Source organism: Alcanivorax sp. S6407 (assembly GCF_023016115.1).
GTDB lineage: Bacteria > Pseudomonadota > Gammaproteobacteria > Pseudomonadales > Alcanivoracaceae > Alcanivorax.
This window is the reverse complement of sequence record NZ_JALKBH010000002.1, coordinates 749687-767731: the sequence shown is the minus strand read 5'-3', so window position 1 is coordinate 767731 and position 18045 is coordinate 749687. Positions and strand designations below refer to the sequence as shown.

General features: G+C 59.0%; 17 protein-coding genes and 1 tRNA gene. 6 read left to right on the top strand and 12 right to left on the bottom strand.

The window, feature by feature from the left end; translation table 11 throughout:
* Positions 1-39: 39 nt before the first annotated feature.
* The 3 genes from MWU49_RS06725 (at position 40) to MWU49_RS06715 (ending at position 2467) form a co-directional block, all read left to right on the top strand.
* Positions 40-561, top strand: a complete 522-nt coding sequence (locus MWU49_RS06725) for a 2,4'-dihydroxyacetophenone dioxygenase family protein (RefSeq protein ID WP_246969754.1) — start codon at positions 40-42, stop codon at positions 559-561.
* A 68-nt stretch (positions 562-629) separates the two neighbouring features.
* On the top strand, positions 630-1655 hold the full coding sequence (locus MWU49_RS06720) for an NAD-dependent epimerase/dehydratase family protein (RefSeq protein WP_246969751.1): 1026 nt from the start codon (positions 630-632) through the stop codon (positions 1653-1655).
* Entirely contained in the window at positions 1655-2467 is an 813-nt protein-coding gene (locus MWU49_RS06715) for an SDR family NAD(P)-dependent oxidoreductase (protein ID WP_246969748.1), read from the top strand. Before MWU49_RS06720 ends, MWU49_RS06715 begins: the two co-directional genes overlap by 1 nt.
* 169 nt (positions 2468-2636) lie before the next feature.
* Here MWU49_RS06715 and MWU49_RS06710 read toward each other — a convergent pair whose 3' ends face one another.
* From MWU49_RS06710 to rpsU, 7 genes are all read right to left on the bottom strand, one after another.
* On the bottom strand, positions 2637-3467 hold the full coding sequence (locus MWU49_RS06710) for a DUF4105 domain-containing protein (RefSeq protein WP_246969746.1): 831 nt from the start codon (positions 3465-3467) through the stop codon (positions 2637-2639).
* Positions 3468-3479: 12 nt separating this feature from the next.
* Positions 3480-5690 carry a patatin-like phospholipase family protein gene (locus tag MWU49_RS06705; RefSeq protein ID WP_246969744.1) on the bottom strand — a complete coding sequence of 737 codons (2211 nt, stop codon included), beginning with the start codon at positions 5688-5690 and terminating at the stop codon, positions 3480-3482.
* Between the two features lie 106 nt (positions 5691-5796).
* Positions 5797-5873 (bottom strand) — tRNA-Ile (locus tag MWU49_RS06700).
* Positions 5874-6049: 176 nt separating this feature from the next.
* On the bottom strand, positions 6050-7939 hold the full coding sequence (rpoD, locus tag MWU49_RS06695) for an RNA polymerase sigma factor RpoD (RefSeq protein WP_246969742.1): 1890 nt from the start codon (positions 7937-7939) through the stop codon (positions 6050-6052).
* A 202-nt stretch (positions 7940-8141) separates the two neighbouring features.
* Positions 8142-10073, bottom strand: coding sequence for a DNA primase (dnaG, locus tag MWU49_RS06690; protein WP_246969740.1), 1932 nt, complete (start codon positions 10071-10073; stop codon positions 8142-8144).
* Between the two features lie 122 nt (positions 10074-10195).
* Positions 10196-10645 (bottom strand): GatB/YqeY domain-containing protein, encoded by a 450-nt coding sequence (locus tag MWU49_RS06685; RefSeq protein WP_246969738.1) that lies wholly within the window; start codon positions 10643-10645, stop codon positions 10196-10198.
* A gap of 23 nt (positions 10646-10668) precedes the next feature.
* Entirely contained in the window at positions 10669-10884 is a 216-nt protein-coding gene (rpsU, locus tag MWU49_RS06680) for a 30S ribosomal protein S21 (protein ID WP_007148705.1), read from the bottom strand.
* A 176-nt stretch (positions 10885-11060) separates the two neighbouring features.
* On the opposite strand from rpsU, the gene tsaD reads away from it, so the two are divergent.
* Positions 11061-12086 carry a tRNA (adenosine(37)-N6)-threonylcarbamoyltransferase complex transferase subunit TsaD gene (gene tsaD / locus MWU49_RS06675; protein WP_246970755.1) on the top strand — a complete coding sequence of 342 codons (1026 nt, stop codon included), beginning with the start codon at positions 11061-11063 and terminating at the stop codon, positions 12084-12086.
* 308 nt (positions 12087-12394) lie between these two features.
* On the opposite strand, the gene plsY is transcribed toward tsaD, so the two are convergent.
* Positions 12395-13012, bottom strand: coding sequence for a glycerol-3-phosphate 1-O-acyltransferase PlsY (plsY, locus tag MWU49_RS06670; protein WP_246969735.1), 618 nt, complete (start codon positions 13010-13012; stop codon positions 12395-12397).
* A gap of 150 nt (positions 13013-13162) precedes the next feature.
* Between plsY and folB the strand changes: the two genes are divergently transcribed.
* Together folB and folK are read left to right on the top strand one after the other, a co-directional pair.
* The gene (gene folB, locus MWU49_RS06665; protein WP_246969732.1) at positions 13163-13525 is read left to right on the top strand and encodes a dihydroneopterin aldolase; all 363 of its coding nucleotides are present in this window, start codon (positions 13163-13165) and stop codon (positions 13523-13525) included.
* On the top strand, positions 13518-14018 hold the full coding sequence (folK, locus tag MWU49_RS06660) for a 2-amino-4-hydroxy-6-hydroxymethyldihydropteridine diphosphokinase (protein WP_246969729.1): 501 nt from the start codon (positions 13518-13520) through the stop codon (positions 14016-14018). Before folB ends, folK begins: the two co-directional genes overlap by 8 nt.
* A gap of 389 nt (positions 14019-14407) precedes the next feature.
* Here the strand turns inward: folK and MWU49_RS06655 are convergent, their stop codons facing one another.
* The 4 genes from MWU49_RS06655 to MWU49_RS06640 form a co-directional block, all read right to left on the bottom strand.
* Positions 14408-15340, bottom strand: coding sequence for a DUF4124 domain-containing protein (locus MWU49_RS06655; RefSeq protein WP_246969726.1), 933 nt, complete (start codon positions 15338-15340; stop codon positions 14408-14410).
* Entirely contained in the window at positions 15325-15750 is a 426-nt protein-coding gene (locus MWU49_RS06650; protein ID WP_246969723.1) for a DUF4124 domain-containing protein, read from the bottom strand. The genes MWU49_RS06655 and MWU49_RS06650 overlap by 16 nt, the downstream gene beginning before the upstream one ends.
* 109 nt (positions 15751-15859) lie before the next feature.
* Positions 15860-16597: a pteridine reductase gene (locus MWU49_RS06645; RefSeq protein ID WP_246970752.1), complete on the bottom strand. Its 738-nt coding sequence runs from the start codon at positions 16595-16597 to the stop codon at positions 15860-15862.
* Positions 16582-17811: a multifunctional CCA addition/repair protein gene (locus MWU49_RS06640; RefSeq protein WP_246969720.1), complete on the bottom strand. Its 1230-nt coding sequence runs from the start codon at positions 17809-17811 to the stop codon at positions 16582-16584. The genes MWU49_RS06645 and MWU49_RS06640 overlap by 16 nt, the downstream gene beginning before the upstream one ends.
* Positions 17812-18045 lie beyond the last annotated feature (234 nt).

Below are 18045 nucleotides of genomic sequence, written 5' to 3'. Positions count from 1 at the left end.
AATTAATTCCAACAATCAAGTTTTTAAGGGAGAGCAACCATGTCCATGTTGCCGATGCTTGTAAAAGACCACGACGAACTGCTGACGCTGAACAACAATGATATGCCGATCTACAAGGACATCATGGTCCCGGGTCTGGATGTTCAGCCCCAGTATGTCGATGTCAACCGCGGTATCTGGGTTCTGCGTGTCATGTTCCACCCTGGCGTGCGTCTGCCCATGCACTACCACACCGGTACCGTTCACCTGTGGACCCTGTCCGGCAAGTGGAACTACGTCGAGTACCCGGACCAGCCGCAGACTGCCGGTTGCTACCTGTTCGAGCCGGGCGGCAGCATCCACACCTTCAACGTTCCGGAAGACAACACCGAAATCACCGACACCCTGATGCTGGTGGAAGGTGCCAACGTGAACTTCGATGAGAATGGCCAGTACCACAGCATCCTGGACGCCAACTCCATCACCCTGCTGATCGAGCAGTACATCCAGGAAAACGGTATGGAGCCGGCTACCTATATCAAGCCGTCCATGCCCGACTACGCCAAGAACATCAAAGGCTGATGGATTGCTTTTAGTGGATGGGGTGGCCGGTTTGGCTGCCCCTGACATTCACACATCAGGGCATAACCATGACAACAACAATGCCGACAGGAGCCAACGGGCAGAAGCCCGAGACTCCACAATCCGTTTTTATTACTGGCGCGGGCGGTTTCATTGGCCGTGCCATCATGGCGCGATATCAGGCGCTGGGCTGTGATGTGCGCGGCATGGATCTGCAACCGGATCCTGACGCGAATATTGTGGCCGGTGATATTACCGATCCTTCCGGTTGGGCAGAGCATGCCAAAGGCTGCGATCTGTTCATCCATACCGCTGCCATCGTGAGCCTGGCGGCCCAATGGCCGGCCTATCGCAAGGTCACTGTGGAAGGCACCCGCAAGGCCATCGAGGTCGCCATTGCCGGCGGCGCCAGGCGCTTTGTGCATTTCTCTTCCATTGCGGCTCTGGGTTACGACTACCCGGATAACGCTGACGAAACCTGGCCGGTCACCATCGGTAGCGATTACCTCTACGGTGTGGCGAAGGGCGCCAGTGAGCACGTGGCGCTGGCAGCTCATGCTGCAGGCGAAATTGACGTTACGGTTATCCGCCCTGGCGATGTCTACGGGCCCGGTTCCCGCGCCTGGTTAATCGAGCCGCTGAAGATGGCCCGTGCCGGTCAGCTGGTGCTTCCTGACAATGGCCAGGGTGTCTTCACTCCCGTCTATATCGACGACCTTCTTGACGGCATCATGCTTGCCGCGGGTCTCGAAGAAGGACGCGGCCAGGTCTTTATCCTTTGGGGTGGCGAAGCGGTTTCCTGCAAGGAATTTTTCAGCCATCACTGGCGCTGGGCCGGGCGGCAAGGTTCGCCCCACAGCCTGCCATTGAAGGCCGCGTTGGCTCTTACCAAGGGTGTCTGGAAACTCAACCAGATGCTCAAGCGTAATGATGAAGTGACCCCGGACACCATGCTGATGTTTTCCCGCAAGGGCGGCTTTTCCATCGAGAAGGCAAAGCGTTTGCTGGGCTATCAGCCGAAGGTGAATTTTTCAGAAGGCATGCATCAGTCAGAACTGTGGCTGAAAGCCTGTGGCGAACTGGAGAGCAAATAATGAATCACGTAATGATTACTGGTGGCGGCAGCGGTCTTGGTCTTGGCATGGCGCGCCGTTACCTCAAGCGCGGTATTTCTGTGAGTGTGCTGGACCTTGTTGTCAGCAATGAAAACCAGACCCTCCTGACGCAAGCGGCAAACGAAGGTGGCAGTCACTGGGCATTTTTCGAGATGGACATCACCGATGATGCGGCAGTGGATAAAGCCGTGCTGGCGGCGGTACAGAAATTCGATAGTCCGGATCTGGCCATCAACTCCGCCGGCGTCGCCATGAACAAGACGCTGGCAGACATGAAGCCCGCTGAGTTCCGTAAGGTGATCGACATCAACCTGAATGGCAGCCTGCATTTTGCCTCCGCGGTAGCTCCGCACCTGGCTCCCGGCTCGCGCCTGGCGCTGGTGGCCTCCCTGGCTGGCATTACCAGTAACTATGGCTACAGCGCCTATGGTGCCTCCAAGTTTGGTGTGCTGGGTCTGGCGACCACGCTGCGCTACGAATACGAGCCGCTGGGCATTCATCTCAGCTGCATCTGTCCGCCGGAAGTGCACACGCCGCTGGTGGACAAGGAGCGCCTTGAAGGCAATCCCATCGCTCGTGAGTTGAAAAAGACTGCAGGTTGCATGGATCCGGACGAGGCCTGTGACCAGATTGTCGCGGCCCTGGATGCCGGCAAGTGGATGATCATCCCCAGCTTCCTGGGCAAGGCCACCGGCTTTGTGGCACGCCACATGCCGGGTCTGTTCAATGGCTATATCCAGATGATGGTGAAGAAATTAATGAAGCAATATCCGGTGAAAATTCCTGGCTAAAACGTTATCTGCGTCTCCTAAATTGAGTGCATGGTTGCACTCCTTTGACCCGCATCTCCCCCGATGCGGGTTTTTTTTGGCCGCTCTGCGGCTGCATCACGCATCACGAAGCACGCCCCAAAAAGACATTGTGCGCAGTGGGCATATGATTTTCCGGAGAATGTCTTTTTCAGGGCTGCTGCCGAATCCTGAGGGAAAAATTCGGGCTGTCTGGCGCAATGCTGTCATCAACACGGGCCTGTTCACGAATGTGGGAGAGTTCTCCCTCTGCCTCAAGCAGGCCATGTTCGAACAGCACTTCATCGGAATAACCGGGCAGTAGAATGCGGTAATCGAGCCAGTGGTGGAGGTCGTTATAGCGTCCGGATTCCGCCAGCAGGCCGGTCAGGCAGTTGTCGGTGAGGGTGTTGTAAAAATCGGGGGTGTGGCGCAGGTTATCCGCCCGGCGCAAGAAATTCAGCAGCAGCGCCTGGCCTTGCAGTGCAGAACCCTTCACGGAGTAAAGGTAGACGGGCTCCTTGCGAAGATATGAGCGCAGGCCTATCACATCCTCCTCGGTGGCCAGCACCACAAACTTGGTATATTCCCGCAGTGCGCCTGCCAGCGGGTTATAAATCCATTGGTCTTCGCGAAGGCGGGCTTCGATAGAGACCACCAGAAATTGACCGTCATTGAATTCGAAACTGGCGAAGGCATGGGCAAGCCCATCGCCGCCGAAGTGGGACAGGCCAAACCAGACCCTTCTGAGACTGGACAGGGCATAGCTGCGATCCACATAGCGGGCAACAACTACGTTGCCATCCTCGTCATAGCGAAAATCCCTCATCCCGTCGATGAACAGCGTGTCGCCGCTCAAACGAGCATCGGGCAATCGCTGATAAGGTGTTTTCCACTGACCTTCCTGTTGCGGCACCCGGGTGGCGAACCAGATCAGGTAGCCAATGGTGAGCAGTGTTATCAACAGAAAACTTGTTCGTCGAATGCGCCGCCAGTTCGCCATGGAATCACTCTCTTATCGGAATACGTAGCCGAAGTGTATATTGAAGGAGTAATGATCTCCTTCGGTATAGCCCACAGACACATAGCCCGGGCCAAGCGGGGTATGGGTACCAAGAAACAGACTGCCCCCGGAAAGCAGCGAGCTGGTATCGACATCATCCCGATAGAACCACACATTGCCTGCTTCGTAGGAGGCACCCGCATAAATCTGAACAGAAGAGGGGAGCAGCAGGTTGCGGCGCAAGGGACGAGTGACAACCAGGCGGCCCAGGGCGCTGTGGTTGCCCCAGATGCTGTCTGGCGGCAGGCCCGACAGGCGCAGGAATCCGCCCAGCGGCTCGATGGCCTCTGAGCCTGGCTCTTCCTCGGAAATGGCCGCATTGGCTTCGGCGACGATCGAGAAGCCTGCCAGTGTGGTGGCGAACCCCAGCTCCATCAGTTGCCGGTTGTAATCCACATCGGCACCGAAGTCCGGATCATGGTGCTGGTATTCCAGGGCGGCTTTTATGCCCTGGGAAGGGAAGGCAAGATTGTCATAGGTGTCCCAGCTTAGACGGGAGAAGGCATAGCGGTCTTTGTAGCTGTCAATGTCGATTGGAATGCCGACTTCGGTCTCAATATCGCCCCCTGTTGCCTGTACTCCAAAGCGGAGCTCTCCCTTCTGCCGAAAAAGTGCGGCGCCGGCATCCAATCCACCATACACCTCCGTTCGCCGGAAAGTGGCAAAGGCTGGCTCATCAATGTCGTTATTCAGGTAGAGGTCAATGGAATCCGAGCGGTAACCGGCGACGGGCTCCACGAAAAAAATCAGTTTGTGATCTACCGGCTGAAAGAAGCGGGCTTCAATCATGGGGCGAGAACCAAGGTTGGCAAACAGGGCGGCGGTGCCGCCATAACGGTTCAGTCCGGCGGCACGTAAGGATCCAAACAGCCCGAAGGTGCCGTTGCCTCGCATATCATCGGAAAACTGCAGGCCAATCTGGGCAAAGGTATTGCTGGTGTCCCGCTCCTCCGCTTCGATCACTAGCTGGTTGCGACCGTTGTTGTTTTTCAGGTGGTAACGGATGCTGTCGTAGTAATCCAGTGCATAGACATGGGAAATATCTTCACGGATGGTTTCGCGGTCCAGTGGCTCGCCAGTCTTCTGGCTGATCATGGCGTGGATGACCTTGTCGCTGACTACGCCGCCGTTGGTAATAATGATTTCATCAATCACCGGATTGGTGTCCAGTGAGGTTAACGAGCTGACAGAGGATGGGGCATTTTCATTGTCAGCCTGAACAGGAGAGGGGCCGAGTACCTTGATGGCAGCACGATACCCGGCGTTAATGGCTTGCCGGGCCTTGTTGAAATCGCTGCTGCTGATCCCTTCCAGATCTGGCGTGATGACGATGTCTGTCTCATCCAGCGTGGCCAGACTGGCGTCACTGTTGTTACGCACCATCAGGGCACTCAGCTGAGCGAGTACCAGACCAATGGAGTTGATCTCTTCCTTCTCCCAGCGTGGGCTGCCAACGTCCACGACCACTAGCCGGTCCAGCTGTTGATCATCCAGCGCATCGATGGGGATGTTGTTGGCGATGCCGCCATCGACAAGAAGTTTGTCATCCAGCAGCATGGGTTCCAGCAAGCCGGGTATCGACATGCTGGCTCGGACGGCGGAGCTGAGTCGGCCGCTTTTCATGACGACCTGTTCACCGGAGACCAGATCTGCCGCCACCGCTCGGTAGGGAACCTTGAGCTGATCAAAATCGGTGATATCCCTGGCGGGGGAAAAGATCTCATCGAGAATCAGGGTAAGATGCTGGCCCTGCAGCGCTGCACGGGGCAGGGCAATGCCGTTGCGGTTGATGCGCAAGCGGTAGTCTACCGGTGCGCCCGCATCCAGTTGGCGATAGACAAACAGGGAGTGGGAGCGAGGGGAGTTGTCGGAGAACGCCTCCTGCCAGTCCATCTCGATGGCGATCTGTTCGATCTGTTCAATGGAGTAGCCCGTCGCATAGAGCCCACCCACAATGGAGCCCATGCTGGTGCCGGCCACGGCCTTGGGGTGGATGCCGTGTTCATCCAATGCCTTGAGCACGCCAATATGAGCCAGCCCGCGCGCACCGCCACCGGAGAGAATCAGCCCGGTGCGCTGCTCTGCCGAGGCGATGTTGGTATGGCTCAGCCCGATTAGTAGAGTGATGGCTCCTGAAAGCCGAATCATCCATTTCTTGTTCAAGGCGCGAATTCCTTCACTGGCCAGTCAGCATGGTTTGATCATAGCCGTATGCAGGAAGGGATGCGATTTTGTCGCTTGTGGAGGGATATTCGCAAAGAAGAGAAATTGGTGGGCCCACCAGGACTTGAACCTGGGACCAATCGATTATGAGTCGACTGCTCTAACCAACTGAGCTATAGGCCCGGAGAGATTGCCTGACGCCGGATGCTCGACGCCTGACGATGCCACGCTTGTGCGCGGGCATGGATTATAACGTGAATTCCTGAGAGAGAAAGGTTGATCCTTTTTTATTATAAACCCGGGCTGCTCAGCAGCCCGGGTTGGGTCTTGCATCCGGCATCAAGCGCCCGGCGAACTGTTTACAGATCGCCGTCCAGGAAGCTGCGCAGGTGTTCGCTGCGGCTCGGGTGGCGCAGTTTACGCAGTGCCTTGGCTTCGATCTGACGGATACGCTCACGGGTTACGTCGAACTGCTTGCCCACTTCCTCGAGGGTGTGGTCAGTGTTCATGTCGATACCGAAACGCATGCGCAGTACCTTGGCTTCACGGGCGGTGAGGTTGGCCAGTACTTCGCGGGTGGCTTCTTCCAGGCCCAGCGAGGTAGCGGAGTCCACCGGGGATTCCATGTTGCCGTCTTCGATAAAGTCGCCCAGGCTGGAATCTTCATCGTCACCGATGGGGGTTTCCATGGAGATCGGCTCTTTGGCGATCTTCAGTACCTTGCGGACTTTGTCTTCCGGCATTTCCAGACGCACGCCCAGTTCTTCCGGGGTCGGCTCACGGCCCATTTCCTGCAGCATCTGACGCTGTACCCGGTTGATCTTGTTGATGGTCTCGATCATGTGTACCGGAATACGGATGGTGCGCGCCTGATCCGCGATGGAGCGGGTAATGGCCTGACGAATCCACCAGGTCGCGTAGGTGGAGAACTTGTAACCACGACGGTATTCGAACTTGTCTACGGCTTTCATCAGGCCGATGTTGCCTTCCTGAATCAGGTCGAGGAACTGCAGGCCGCGGTTGGTGTATTTCTTGGCGATGGAGATCACCAGGCGCAGGTTGGCTTCCACCATTTCTTTCTTGGCGCGACGGGCCTTGGCTTCACCGATGGAAATGCGACGGTTGATTTCCTTGATGTCCGCCACCGGCAGGCCAATGACTTCTTCAATGGTGGAAATCTTGCGCTGGGAGCGCTGAATGTCTTCTTTGACCACTTCCAGCTTGTCGGCAATGGCTTTGCCTTTCTTGGTCTTCAGCTGGATATCGACCCAGCCCATATCGGTTTCATTGCCCGGGAACTGCTTGATGAAATCCTTGCGGTCCATGCCGCCACGACGGATGGCAAAAGACATGATCTGACGCTCGAACTTGCGCACCAGGTCCAGATTGTTGCGGGCGCCGACCAGCATCTCGTCATAGATGCGCGGTACCAGCTTGAACAGGGTGAAGTGCTCGGCCAGGGCTTCCAGCGCCTTGGCGGTGCTGGCATGGTCACGACCGTTGCGCTTGAGGGCGCGCTCAGCTTTTTCGTGCAGCGTTTTCAGGTGGTTGAAACGCTCTGCTGCCAGTACCGGATCCAGGCCGCCTTCATCTTCATCATCGTCGCTGTCGTCGCTGTCTTTCTCTTTGTCGTCAGCGTCGTCGTCGTCTTCGTCCTTTTCTTCCTTCTTGGCTTTTTCCGCGAAGGTGGGTTCCTTGTTGGCGTTGGTGGCCGCAGCCCCATCGTCATTGGGATCCAGGTAACCGGCGATGATGTCGGTGAGTTTGCGTTCTTCGTTTTCCACGCGGGCATATTCGTCGATCAGCATGTCGACAGCGCCGGGCCAAAAGGCCAGGGCGTGCATCACTTCGCGGGTGCCTTCCTCGATACGCTTGGCGATTTCGATTTCGCCTTCACGGGTCAGCAGCTCCACGGTGCCCATTTCACGCATGTACATGCGCACAGGGTCAGTGGTACGGCCGGGCTCGTTTTCTACCGAGGCGAGTACTGCGGCAGCTTCTTCGGCGGCCACCTCGTCGGTGCTGTCCGCACTTTCGTCGATCATCAACTGATCGGCATCGGAGGCCTTCTCGACCACGGTGATGCCCATGTCGTTGATCATCTGAATGATGTCTTCAACCTGGTCGGTATCGGTAATGGAATCCGGCAGGTGGTCGTTCACTTCGGCATAGGTCAGGTAGCCCTGTTCCTTGCCGAGGGCGATCAACAGCTTCAGCTGTGATTGTTGCTGCTGCTTTTGAGTCGTCATGCAATAAAGCCCGTCGTCGTGATGATGCCGTGGGGAAACGGCGGATTATACTCGGACATGGGGCTTTCGGCCAGTAATTGCAAGGGGTGGAGGCAGTGAACAGTTAACAGTGAATAGTTAACAGTTGATTGAAAATCAAAGGCTTGCGCTACGGCCGCGCCCTCCGTGGCATCGCGGAGGGGCTGGCGTAATTCAGGGGCCGCTAGTCAAAAGGCTTGCGGGCGTGCTGGCGGGCTTCTGCCAGGGCCTTGTGAAGTTCCTGCCAATAGGCTGCATCGGGGATGCCTGCCTGTTCCACTTCCATCAATGCCGCTTCCAGGCGAGCTACTTCCAGCTGGGAAAGGGCATCCTGCCAGAGGCGGCTGGCCATGGTCTCGGCCATGGGAGGCTTGAGGCTGGCCTTGAGCAGTCGGGACAGGGTTTCTCCCTGCTCCAGTGCCATCAGGGCGCCAAGCAGGGACGCCGGGTGCTGGTGTTTCTGGCACAGCCCGGCCACCTGGATTAGCAGATCAATATGCGGTACCGGCAGTTGCTCCACCCCTTCCGGCAGGGGGTGCGTTTCTACCAGTGCCGGGTAATCCAGCAGCACCAGTACCAGCCTTTCGGCCATGGTCAGTGGGCCCTTGCGGCGGCCGCTGTCCTGACGGGGGGCGGGGGCGCTGTCCAGACTGCCGGGAAAGTCGTCACCGGGATAGAAATCGTCATCACCCTGCGGCGGCATATCACCCCAGTCCGGGGGCGGCGGTTGTTCATCGCCGACATAACCGTCATCCATGGCGGGACGCTGTGGCGCACTTTGCGGTGCCGGTTGCGGCTTTGCGGGCTCCGGTTTGGCCGGCTTGAGCTGGATCAGTGATTCCTTGTCCAGTCGGGTCAGCTGGGCCAGCTCTTCGGTGAGCAGGGCGCGATAAACCGGGCCGGCGGGCTTGTCCAGATAGGGCAGGGCCAGCCGGGCCAGCCGCGCGCGGCCGTCTACGGTGTTCAGGTCCAGGCCTTCCGACAGGTGCCGGAACAGGTAGGTGGACAGGGCATCCGCTTTGTCAGTCATGGCGCGCAGGGCTTCCGGGCCCTGGGTGCGCACCAGGGTATCCGGGTCCTCACCGTCAGGCAGGAACAGGAAGCGCACCTGTTTGCCGTCATCCAGGGCGGGCAGCAGGGATTCCAGGGCCCGCCAGGCGGCACGCACCCCTGCCTTGTCGCCATCGAAGCAGAGGATCACCTCATCCACCTGCCGGAACAGCTTGCGGGCATGATCCTCGGTGGTGGCGGTGCCGAGGGTGGCGACCACATTGGGTACGCCATACTGATGCAGGGCGATCACGTCCATGTAGCCTTCCACCACATAGAGGCGCTCGCTGCGATCACGGCTCTGGCGCCATTCCCACAGGCCATAGAGCTCTTCGCCCTTGCGGAACACCGGGGTTTCCGGGCTGTTCAGGTATTTCGGCTTGCCGTCGCCCAGCACCCGCCCGCCGAAACCGATGGTGCGGCCGCGGGTGTCACGGATAGGGAAGATGATGCGATCGCGGAACTTGTCGTAGACCCGGCCGGTGTCCTCGCGCCGAACCAGCAGGCCGGCGGTAAGGGCCTGCTCCAGTCCGGCCTCGGTGAGTGACAGACCGTTGATCAGGTTGTCGAAGCCTGGCGGGGCAAAGCCGAGGGAGAAACGCTTGGCAATCTCGCCGCTCAGGCCCCGGTTTTTCAGGTAGTTCACCGCTTTCTGTTTTTCCGGCGCCAGGCGTAGCTGCTGGGCATAGAAATGCTCGGCGCGGCTGAGCAGGTCGTAAAGCGACTGGAGCCGGTCCTTGCGCTGGCGGTCGGCGGCGGTTTCCGGGCGGCTTTCCGGCACTTCCATGCCGGCCCGGCTGGCCAGCTGTTTGACTGCCTCCGGGAAGCTCATGTGCTCGTAGTCCATCAGGAAGCCCACGGCATTGCCCTTGGCGCCACAGCCAAAGCAGTAATAGAACTGCTTGTCCGGGGCCACGGTGAACGAGGGGGTCTTTTCCTGATGGAAGGGGCAGCAGGCGCTGTAGTTGCGGCCGGTCTTTTTCAGGGGCACGCGGGAATCGATCAGCTCCACCAGATCGGTGCGAGCCAACAGGTCCTGAATGAAATTATCCGGTATGCGCGCCATGGGAATGATTTTGCCAGAAGGCCGGCTATCTAAACAGAAACAGGAGCGGAAAGGCAGTTAATAGTTAACAGTGAATAGTTAACAGCGAAACCGGGAAAGTCAGGATGTGGGGTGTTGGCGGCTTAGCTGTTCAGCTTGGCGCGAACTTTTCCGCTGGCGGCGCCCATGTCGGCACGGCCCTGGAACTTCGGCTTCAGAATACCCATGACCTTGCCCATGTCCTGCATGCCGGCGGCGCTGGTGCTGGAGATGGCATCGTCGATGAGGGCATCGATTTCCGCGTCGGTCAGCGGTTCGGGGAGGAATTCCTGGAGCACTGCGATTTCCGCTTCTTCCACTTCGGCCAGATCGGCACGGTCGGCGTCGCGGTACTGGGTCGCAGAGTCCTTGCGCTGCTTGATCAGCTTGTCGAGCAGCGCCAGTACACGCTCGTCATCGGGTTCGATGCGTTCGTCTACTTCAATCTGCTTGATCGCTGCCAGCGCCATACGAAAAACGCCAAGACGTGCTTTTTCTTTTGCACGCATGGCGTCTTTCATGGCTGCAGTGAGCTGCTCCTTGAGCGCACTCATCAGACGTCTCTACTCAGCAGTGCTTAGTAAAGGCGCTTGCGAGCGAGTTGCTCACGCTGCAGTTTTTTCAGGTGACGCTTGACGGCTGCGGCACGCTTACGCTTACGCTCTTGAGTGGGCTTCTCGTACTGTTCGCGACGACGCACTTCAGACAGAATGCCCGCTTTTTCACAGCCACGCTTGAACCGGCGCAGGGCCACGTCAAACGGTTCGCCTTCTTTCACCTTCACCTGAGGCATGAAGAATCACCTTCCTAGAAATTTGAGTTTATGGATTCGCTGCGGGCTCAGGTGTCCCATTTGCAGCGAGGGCGCGATTGTACCTAAGTGGCCAGGAAATGCAAATCAGCCGGTCGGGGGGTATCATGGCGCCCCACGTTCTACAGTCAGGCCAGCGGCCGGAGAGAAGCACCATCATGCGCGTATTGGGTATCGAATCAAGCTGTGACGAGACCGGCGTAGCCATCTACGACACCGAGCGGGGGCTGCTGGGGCAGGCCCTGTTCAGCCAGGTGGACATGCACGCCCAGTATGGTGGTGTGGTGCCGGAGCTGGCCAGCCGCGACCACGTGCAGCGGGTGTTGCCTCTGCTCAGGCAGGTGCTGGAGGAGGCGGATACCCGCCCGGAGCAGCTGGATGGGGTTGCCTATACCGCGGGCCCCGGGTTGGCTGGCGCGTTGCTGGTGGGGGCCGGTGTGGCCCGCTCTCTGGCGTTTGGCTGGGGGGTGCCGGCGGTGGAAGTGCACCATATGGAAGGGCATTTGCTGGCTCCCTTGCTGGAAGAGCATGCGCCGGTTTTCCCCTTCGTGGCGTTGCTGGTCAGTGGTGGGCATACCCTGCTGCTGGATGCCAAGAGTCTGGGCGACTACGCGATTCTGGGTGAGTCCGTGGATGATGCTGCCGGTGAGGCCTTCGACAAGGCCGCCAAGATGATGGGGCTGGGTTATCCCGGCGGTCCGCGCATTGCGGCTCTGGCAGAAAAGGGCACCCCGGGGCGCTTCCGCTTCCCGCGCCCGATGACCGACCGTCCCGGGCTGGATATGAGCTTCTCCGGCCTGAAGACCTTTACCCTCAATACCATCCATGATCTGGGGGGCAAGGAGGCGCTGTCCGAGCAGGATCAGGCCGATATCGCCCTGGCCTTCGAGGATGCCTCCGTGGATACCCTGATTATCAAGTGCCGCCGGGCCATGGAGCAGACCGGCTACAAGCAGTTGGTGATGGCCGGCGGCGTGAGCGCCAACCGTTCCCTGCGTGCCCGCCTGGGAGAGCAGATGAAGAAGCGTGGTGTGGAGCTGTTCTACCCGGCACCGCAATACTGCACCGATAACGGCGCCATGATTGCCTTTGCCGGGGCGCTGCGTTTGCAGGCGGGAGAGTCTGCCGAGCTTCCCATCAAGGTGCGCCCAAGATGGCCGCTGACGGAGCTGGCGGGGCTGTAGGCAGGCGCCGCGACCACGACGGAGCCCCCGTTGCTGTAGGAGCCTGCCTGCAGGCGATCCGGGCGAGGGTGAGGAATCAGTTTCGAGTAACGAGAAGCGAGTTTCGAAAGGCAAAACCGGCTGCATGGAATGAAGTTTGGGTTTGATCTTCGAGACTCGCCTCTGGAATCCTTACCTCGCCGAGGCTCGGATCGCTTGCAGGCAAGCTCCTACGGCGGGTTATAGCAAGTGTTTATCGACGCAAAAAGGCGTCAGGCGTTCAGTCAGTCTTCCGGTTTTGATTTTCGAAACTCGCTTCTCGTAACTCGTTACTGATCTTTCTTCTTGAACCCCAGTTCTTCCCCGCGCAGGATCTTTTGCAGGTTGCTGCGGTGGCGGACGATCATGACCACTGACATCACCAGAATCGGCCAGAAGGCCGGGTTCAGCCAGGCGAAGATGCAGGCCGGGGCGACTACGAAGGCGCTCAGGGAGGCGATGGAGGAGATTCGGTTGAGGGCGAACACTGCCAGCCAGGTGCCGCCAGCGACCAGGCCGCTGGGCCAGTGCAGGGCAAATAGCAGGCCAAAGGCGGTGGCCACGCCCTTGCCGCCTTCAAAGCGGAAAAAGATCGGGTAGAGATGGCCGAGGAAGGCACTGGTGCCGGCCAGGGCAGCAATCAGCGGCCCCAAGTCCAGGGCGTTGGCAATCAGTACCGGGATCACCCCTTTGAGCACGTCACCCAGCAGGGTCAATGCGGCAGCGGGTTTGCCGCCAATGCGCAGTACGTTGGTGGCACCGGGGTTGTTGGAGCCCTGGGTGCGCGGGTCCGGGTAGCCGAACAGTCGGCACACCAGAATGGCGCTGGAAATGGAGCCCATCAGATAGCCGGCTACGCACAATGGCAGCAGCCAATACCACACATCCTGTAATGTCCCTGCTTCCACCGGCTATAATCTCCCTTCATATCGCTGGGCGGCCCTTGAGGTCGGCCTATTGTACACAGGGCGACGGCATTGCCCGGGTTGCAAGCGTAACATCTGATTACTACCAATGGGATGCTTCCCGCATGCTGTTGCAGGCGCCAAGGGGCGAGTATGGACATCGTTTATATCAATGATTTGAAAGTGGATACGGTGATCGGCATTTTCGACTGGGAGCGCCGTATCCGGCAGACCGTGAGTCTGGATCTGGAAATGGCGGCCGATATTCGCAAGGGCGCGGCCAGTGATCACATTGATGATGCCCTGGACTACAAGGCCATCGGCAAGCGGGTGATTGCCTTTATTGAAGGCAGCGAGTTTCAGCTGGTGGAAACCCTGGCGGAAAAAGTCGCGCAACTGGTATTGAGTGAGTTTGATGTGCCCTGGCTGAAGCTGCGCCTCAGCAAGCCGGGCGCCCTGCGCGGTGCCCGCGATGTGGGCGTGATCATCGAACGGGGTGAGCGTCCCAATGGATAGCAGCGACACACAGGTTTATCTCAGTCTCGGATCCAATATCGACCGGGAGCACAACATCCGATCCGGCCTGGATGCGCTGGAAGCGGTGTTTGGCGAGCTGGAGATCAGCCCGGTGTACGAGAGCGAAGCGGTGGGTTTTGACGGCGATGCCTTCTACAACCTGGTGGTGGGGATTCGCACTGCCATGGCGGTGGCCGAATTGACCTCCTGCCTGAAAGGCATGGAGAAGGATCACGGCCGGGTTCGCGGCGAGAAGAAGTTTGCCAGCCGGACCCTGGATATCGATATCCTGACCTACGGCGATGCGGTGGGCTCCATTGATGGTGTGCAGCTGCCCCGCGATGAAATCCTCAAGCATGCGTTCGTGCTCAAGCCGCTGGTTGATCTGGCACCCGATGGCGTTCACCCGGAAACCGGCGAGGCGTATCAGGAGATTCTCAAGCAATCGAACTTCGATGCGCAAAAGTTGTGGGTGGTGGAGTTTCCGCGATAATCAGCTACGAGCTACGAGCTACGAGCTACAAGCTACAAGCTACAAGCTACAAGCTACGCTTGATTGGAAGGAAAACCCCAAAAAGTTCCCGAGCTCCATCACTTCTACGAAGCCGCTGTAGGAGCCTGCCTGCAGGCGATCCGAGCCCAAGCGAGGTAAGGATTCCAGAAACGGATTTCGAGTACCGAGTTTCGAAAATCAAAACCCAAAGCAGATTCCAGGCCGAGGGTTTTGCCTTTCGAAACTCGCTTCTCGTAACTCGTTACCTCGCGTGGGCTCGGATCGCGGTCGAACGACCGCTCCTACAGCAGGCTCTAGCGAGTGTTGTACTGATACAAAAGAGCCCGCCCGGATATCCGGGCGGGCTCTTTTGTATCAGGAATCTCGAATCAATAATGCTGCGGCTGCATGCCGGCTTGTGCCCAGCTGAAGAAATCGTATTCCATTCTCGACAGGCCGCCGGGGTAGAGGTGGCCGATGCGTTGCAGGGTGGGGCGGCGGTCGGTTTTTTCCAGGTCCTGTAGCAGTTGTCGCAGGGTGCTTCGCCCCACCGGTTTCGACATCAGGAAAGCGGTGGTGCCCCAGGCGACGGTGTAGGGAATGGCATTGAGTTCATGGGCCATCTTGCGCCAGGCTCGGTCATCCAGAGACAGGTACTGACGCAGGGTGATCAGTTGCCGGGTAGCAATCCAGCTCTGGATGCGTTCCTCGGCATCCGGCAGGGCGGTGACTACCGCCTGACCGTTGGCCTGCACTTTCAATGTCTGGAAATATTGCGCCAGTCCCTCATGCAGCCAGACCGGTGAGGCCGGGGAAAGCTGGAACAGCAACACATGGCTGGATTCATGCAGAATGGTCTGGGCCACGTCATCGTCATCCGGACTCCAGCGCCATACCGCCACTTCATTGCTGGCAGGAAGAAACACGCCGGCGTAGTTGGCGTTGCCGCTGGCTCCCCGTTGTTCCATCCACTGCACGAAATCTGCCTGTTCATTGAACAGGTGCAGGTTGACCTCGGCGGTGCCATGCAGATCCAGACCCAGGTCCTGGCGGTAGCGATCATAGATATGGCGGATGGCGGACAGGGTCTGTTCATGAAGGCCGTCCGGCAGGGTGAATTCCTGATGGCGGATCTGGATCTTCAGGGACTCGATGCGGGAAGGCTGCACCTTGGGGGTAACCACCGAAGAGTGATTTTCTTCCGGTGGGCGGTCACCGAAGTGCAGTTTACCGTTGGCGTCGCGCCATTGGTAAATCTCGGCATGGCACGGGGTGGCAAGTATGGCAGCCAGCACCATGACGGGGGCTAGTAGTCGTCGCAATTCTCGTCAATCCATTGTTGCGTTTGGGCGATGTCCGCCTCGGCTTCCTCGCGGAGGCTGTCGCGCCGGGAGCCATCGTCGTCCACATAAACGAAGGGGCGATTGAGTGCCTTGATCCGCTCCCGTGCCTTCTTGCACATGGGCACCATGTGCCGGCGCCGTGCTTGCTCTTCCTGGCGGGCCTGTTGTTGTTCCTGCTTCTGGCGAGTCTGTTCGCTTTCACGCAGGCGTTGCAGACGCTGGTGAATCTGCTGGACGTTTTCATCCTGTCCCAGCTTGGCGGGGCCTTTTACGTCCATGGCTTCATGCTGGGCGTCCGGGGCTCGATCCCCGAACTGCCAGTTGCCGTTTTCATCTTTCCAGCGATAGATTTCCGCGCCGGCGATTAACGGCACCAGCATCGCTATCATCACTGCTATCCCTGCGATCACGCGCATCGGTATGCGCCCCCCTTCTTAAACCCTTCGTTGTCTTTTTAAGGTAATTGCTTATGCCATGCACGGATGGCGCTTCTGACGATCAACTTCCTTGCAGCGCCAGTGAGCGACCGCCATCCACCGCCAGAATCTGTCCAGTGACAAAGCCTGCGGCACTGGCCAGCCATTGTACCGCGCCGGCAATATCCTCGGGCGTACCGCAGCGTTTCAGAGCGGTGGAATCGGTGATGGCATCCTGGTTCATCTGGCCACTCTCCGGCCAGAGGATGGGCCCCGGTGAGACGCCGTTGACGCGAATCTCCGGGCCCAGCTCCCGGGCCAGGCTTTTGGTCATCATGGCAAGGCCGGCTTTGGCCATGCAATAGAGGGTGTGCTGAGAGAGCGGTTTTTCCGCGTAAACGTCGACGATATTGATGATGCTGCCATTCTGCTCACGCAGGGCCGGGGCCAGTTGCTGACTGAGGATAAAGGGCGCACGCAGGTTGCTGTGTACCAGCCGGGTCCAGTCGTCGTCGCTGGCGGTCTCCACCGGGGTGGGGTAGAAGCTGGAGGCGTTGTTGACCAACAGATCCAGCCGACCGAAGGCATCCACGGCCTGGGCAGCGAGGCGGCGTACGGCATCGGGATCATCCAGGTCTGCCTGAAGTAGTCGGCTGCTGTCCGGACGAGTCTCTTCCAGTTCTGCCGCGAGGGCTTCCGCTTCCTGCTGGCTGCCACGGTAGTGGATGATTACCCGCATGCCGCTGGCATGCAGGGTACGAACAATGGTGGCGCCAATGCGGCGGGCACTGCCGGTCACCAGGGCTACAGGTTGCATGATTCCTTGTACTCCTTGAGGGCCTGAATACGCGCCCGGGTAATAGCTTCACCCAGTTCCGGGCCGCTGAAGCCTTGCTGCTGCAGGGCCTGAACATCCACCTTGCGGGCGGCCTCGGCAGCACCCAGCAGATAACCGGCCTGGGGATAATCCCGATCTTCAAAGCCGGTACGGCCGCGGGCATCCGCCTCACAGGCCCCCACGAAGGTGGCCAGGCGTTCCGGGCGGCGCAGTACATCCAGGCTTTTCAGCAGTTTCCAGACCGTGGCTGGCTTCAGCTCCAGGGCGCGATGACAGTGGGTATGGTATTCGCCCACCAGTGAAGCCAGCGTGGCGGTCTCACGGGGCACCTTGAGCCGTTTGGAGACGGTCTGGCTCATGCGGCTGCTGCGAATCTCATGGGCAATGTGCCGTGGCCATTCCTCCGGCGGTGTCTTGCCCTTGCCCAGGTCGTGGCAGAGAATCGCGTAGCGCCCATCCAGATTCAGGCCCATGCGGCTGGCCTGTTCCAGGCACAGCCATTGATGTACCAGGGTATCGATTTCCGGGTGGTGCTGTTCCGGCTGGGGCACGCCGTCCAGGGCGGCCAGTTCAGGGAACAGCTTTTCCAGCGCGCCACAGGCATGCAGCACCTGAAAGAACACCTGTGGGTCGCGCTCCATGAGTGCCCGGCTGGTTTCCTTCCACACCCGCTCCGGCACCAGATAATCCAGCTCGCCGCTGTCACTCAGTTGGCGCATCAGCGCCAGGGTGTCGTCGGCCACCCGGAAACCCAGCCAGTGATAGCGAGCAGCAAAGCGGGCCACCCGCAATACCCGCAGGGGATCTTCGGCGAAGGCGGGAGACACATGGCGCAGCAAGCGGGCCTTGAGATCCGCGCGGCCGTTGAACGGATCCACCACCGGGCCACCTTTCTCCCGGGCCATGGCATTGATGGTCAGGTCTCGGCGCACCAGATCGTCTTCCAGAGTCACATCGCTGGCGGCATAAAAGGTAAAGCCGCCATAGCCATGGCCGGACTTGCGTTCGGTGCGGGCGAGGGCATATTCCTCTTTGGTCTTCGGATGGAGGAAGACAGGGAAATCCTGACCCACAGGCTGATAGCCCTGCGCCTGCATTTCGTCCGGCGTCGCGCCGACCACGACCCAGTCCTTTTCGGTGACAGGCAGGCCGAGCAACTGATCCCGGACCGCGCCGCCCACCAGATAAATTTTCATCTTGTGCGCCTTTGCATTCTTGAGCAGAATGTTCTCATGCTTTCTATCGTACTGAAACTCAACAGCCTTGTGATGGTCATCGATCGCTGTGCACGCAAATGGCGTGCGCAGGGACGGCGGCTGTCTGACTGATAGTTTCAGTTTGGCAAGAAGGCCGCAGTGTCCCCGACCTGCGGCCTTTTTTCGTTTTAGGGGTTTGCAGGTCGTTAACCAGCTACAAGCTGCAAGCTACAA

Coding starts and splice junctions, on each gene's coding strand:
- MWU49_RS06725 (WP_246969754.1), top strand. CDS start 40: ATGTCCATGTTGCCGATGCTTGTAAAAGACCACGACGAACTGCTGACG.
- MWU49_RS06720 (WP_246969751.1), top strand. CDS start 630: ATGACAACAACAATGCCGACAGGAGCCAACGGGCAGAAGCCCGAGACT.
- MWU49_RS06715 (WP_246969748.1), top strand. CDS start 1,655: ATGAATCACGTAATGATTACTGGTGGCGGCAGCGGTCTTGGTCTTGGC.
- MWU49_RS06710 (WP_246969746.1), bottom strand. CDS start 3,467: ATGGCGAACTGGCGGCGCATTCGACGAACAAGTTTTCTGTTGATAACA.
- rpoD (WP_246969742.1), bottom strand. CDS start 7,939: ATGACGACTCAAAAGCAGCAGCAACAATCACAGCTGAAGCTGTTGATC.
- dnaG (WP_246969740.1), bottom strand. CDS start 10,073: ATGGCGCGCATACCGGATAATTTCATTCAGGACCTGTTGGCTCGCACC.
- MWU49_RS06685 (WP_246969738.1), bottom strand. CDS start 10,645: ATGAGTGCGCTCAAGGAGCAGCTCACTGCAGCCATGAAAGACGCCATG.
- rpsU (WP_007148705.1), bottom strand. CDS start 10,884: ATGCCTCAGGTGAAGGTGAAAGAAGGCGAACCGTTTGACGTGGCCCTG.
- tsaD (WP_246970755.1), top strand. CDS start 11,061: ATGCGCGTATTGGGTATCGAATCAAGCTGTGACGAGACCGGCGTAGCC.
- folB (WP_246969732.1), top strand. CDS start 13,163: ATGGACATCGTTTATATCAATGATTTGAAAGTGGATACGGTGATCGGC.
- folK (WP_246969729.1), top strand. CDS start 13,518: ATGGATAGCAGCGACACACAGGTTTATCTCAGTCTCGGATCCAATATC.
- MWU49_RS06650 (WP_246969723.1), bottom strand. CDS start 15,750: ATGATAGCGATGCTGGTGCCGTTAATCGCCGGCGCGGAAATCTATCGC.
- MWU49_RS06640 (WP_246969720.1), bottom strand. CDS start 17,811: ATGAAAATTTATCTGGTGGGCGGCGCGGTCCGGGATCAGTTGCTCGGC.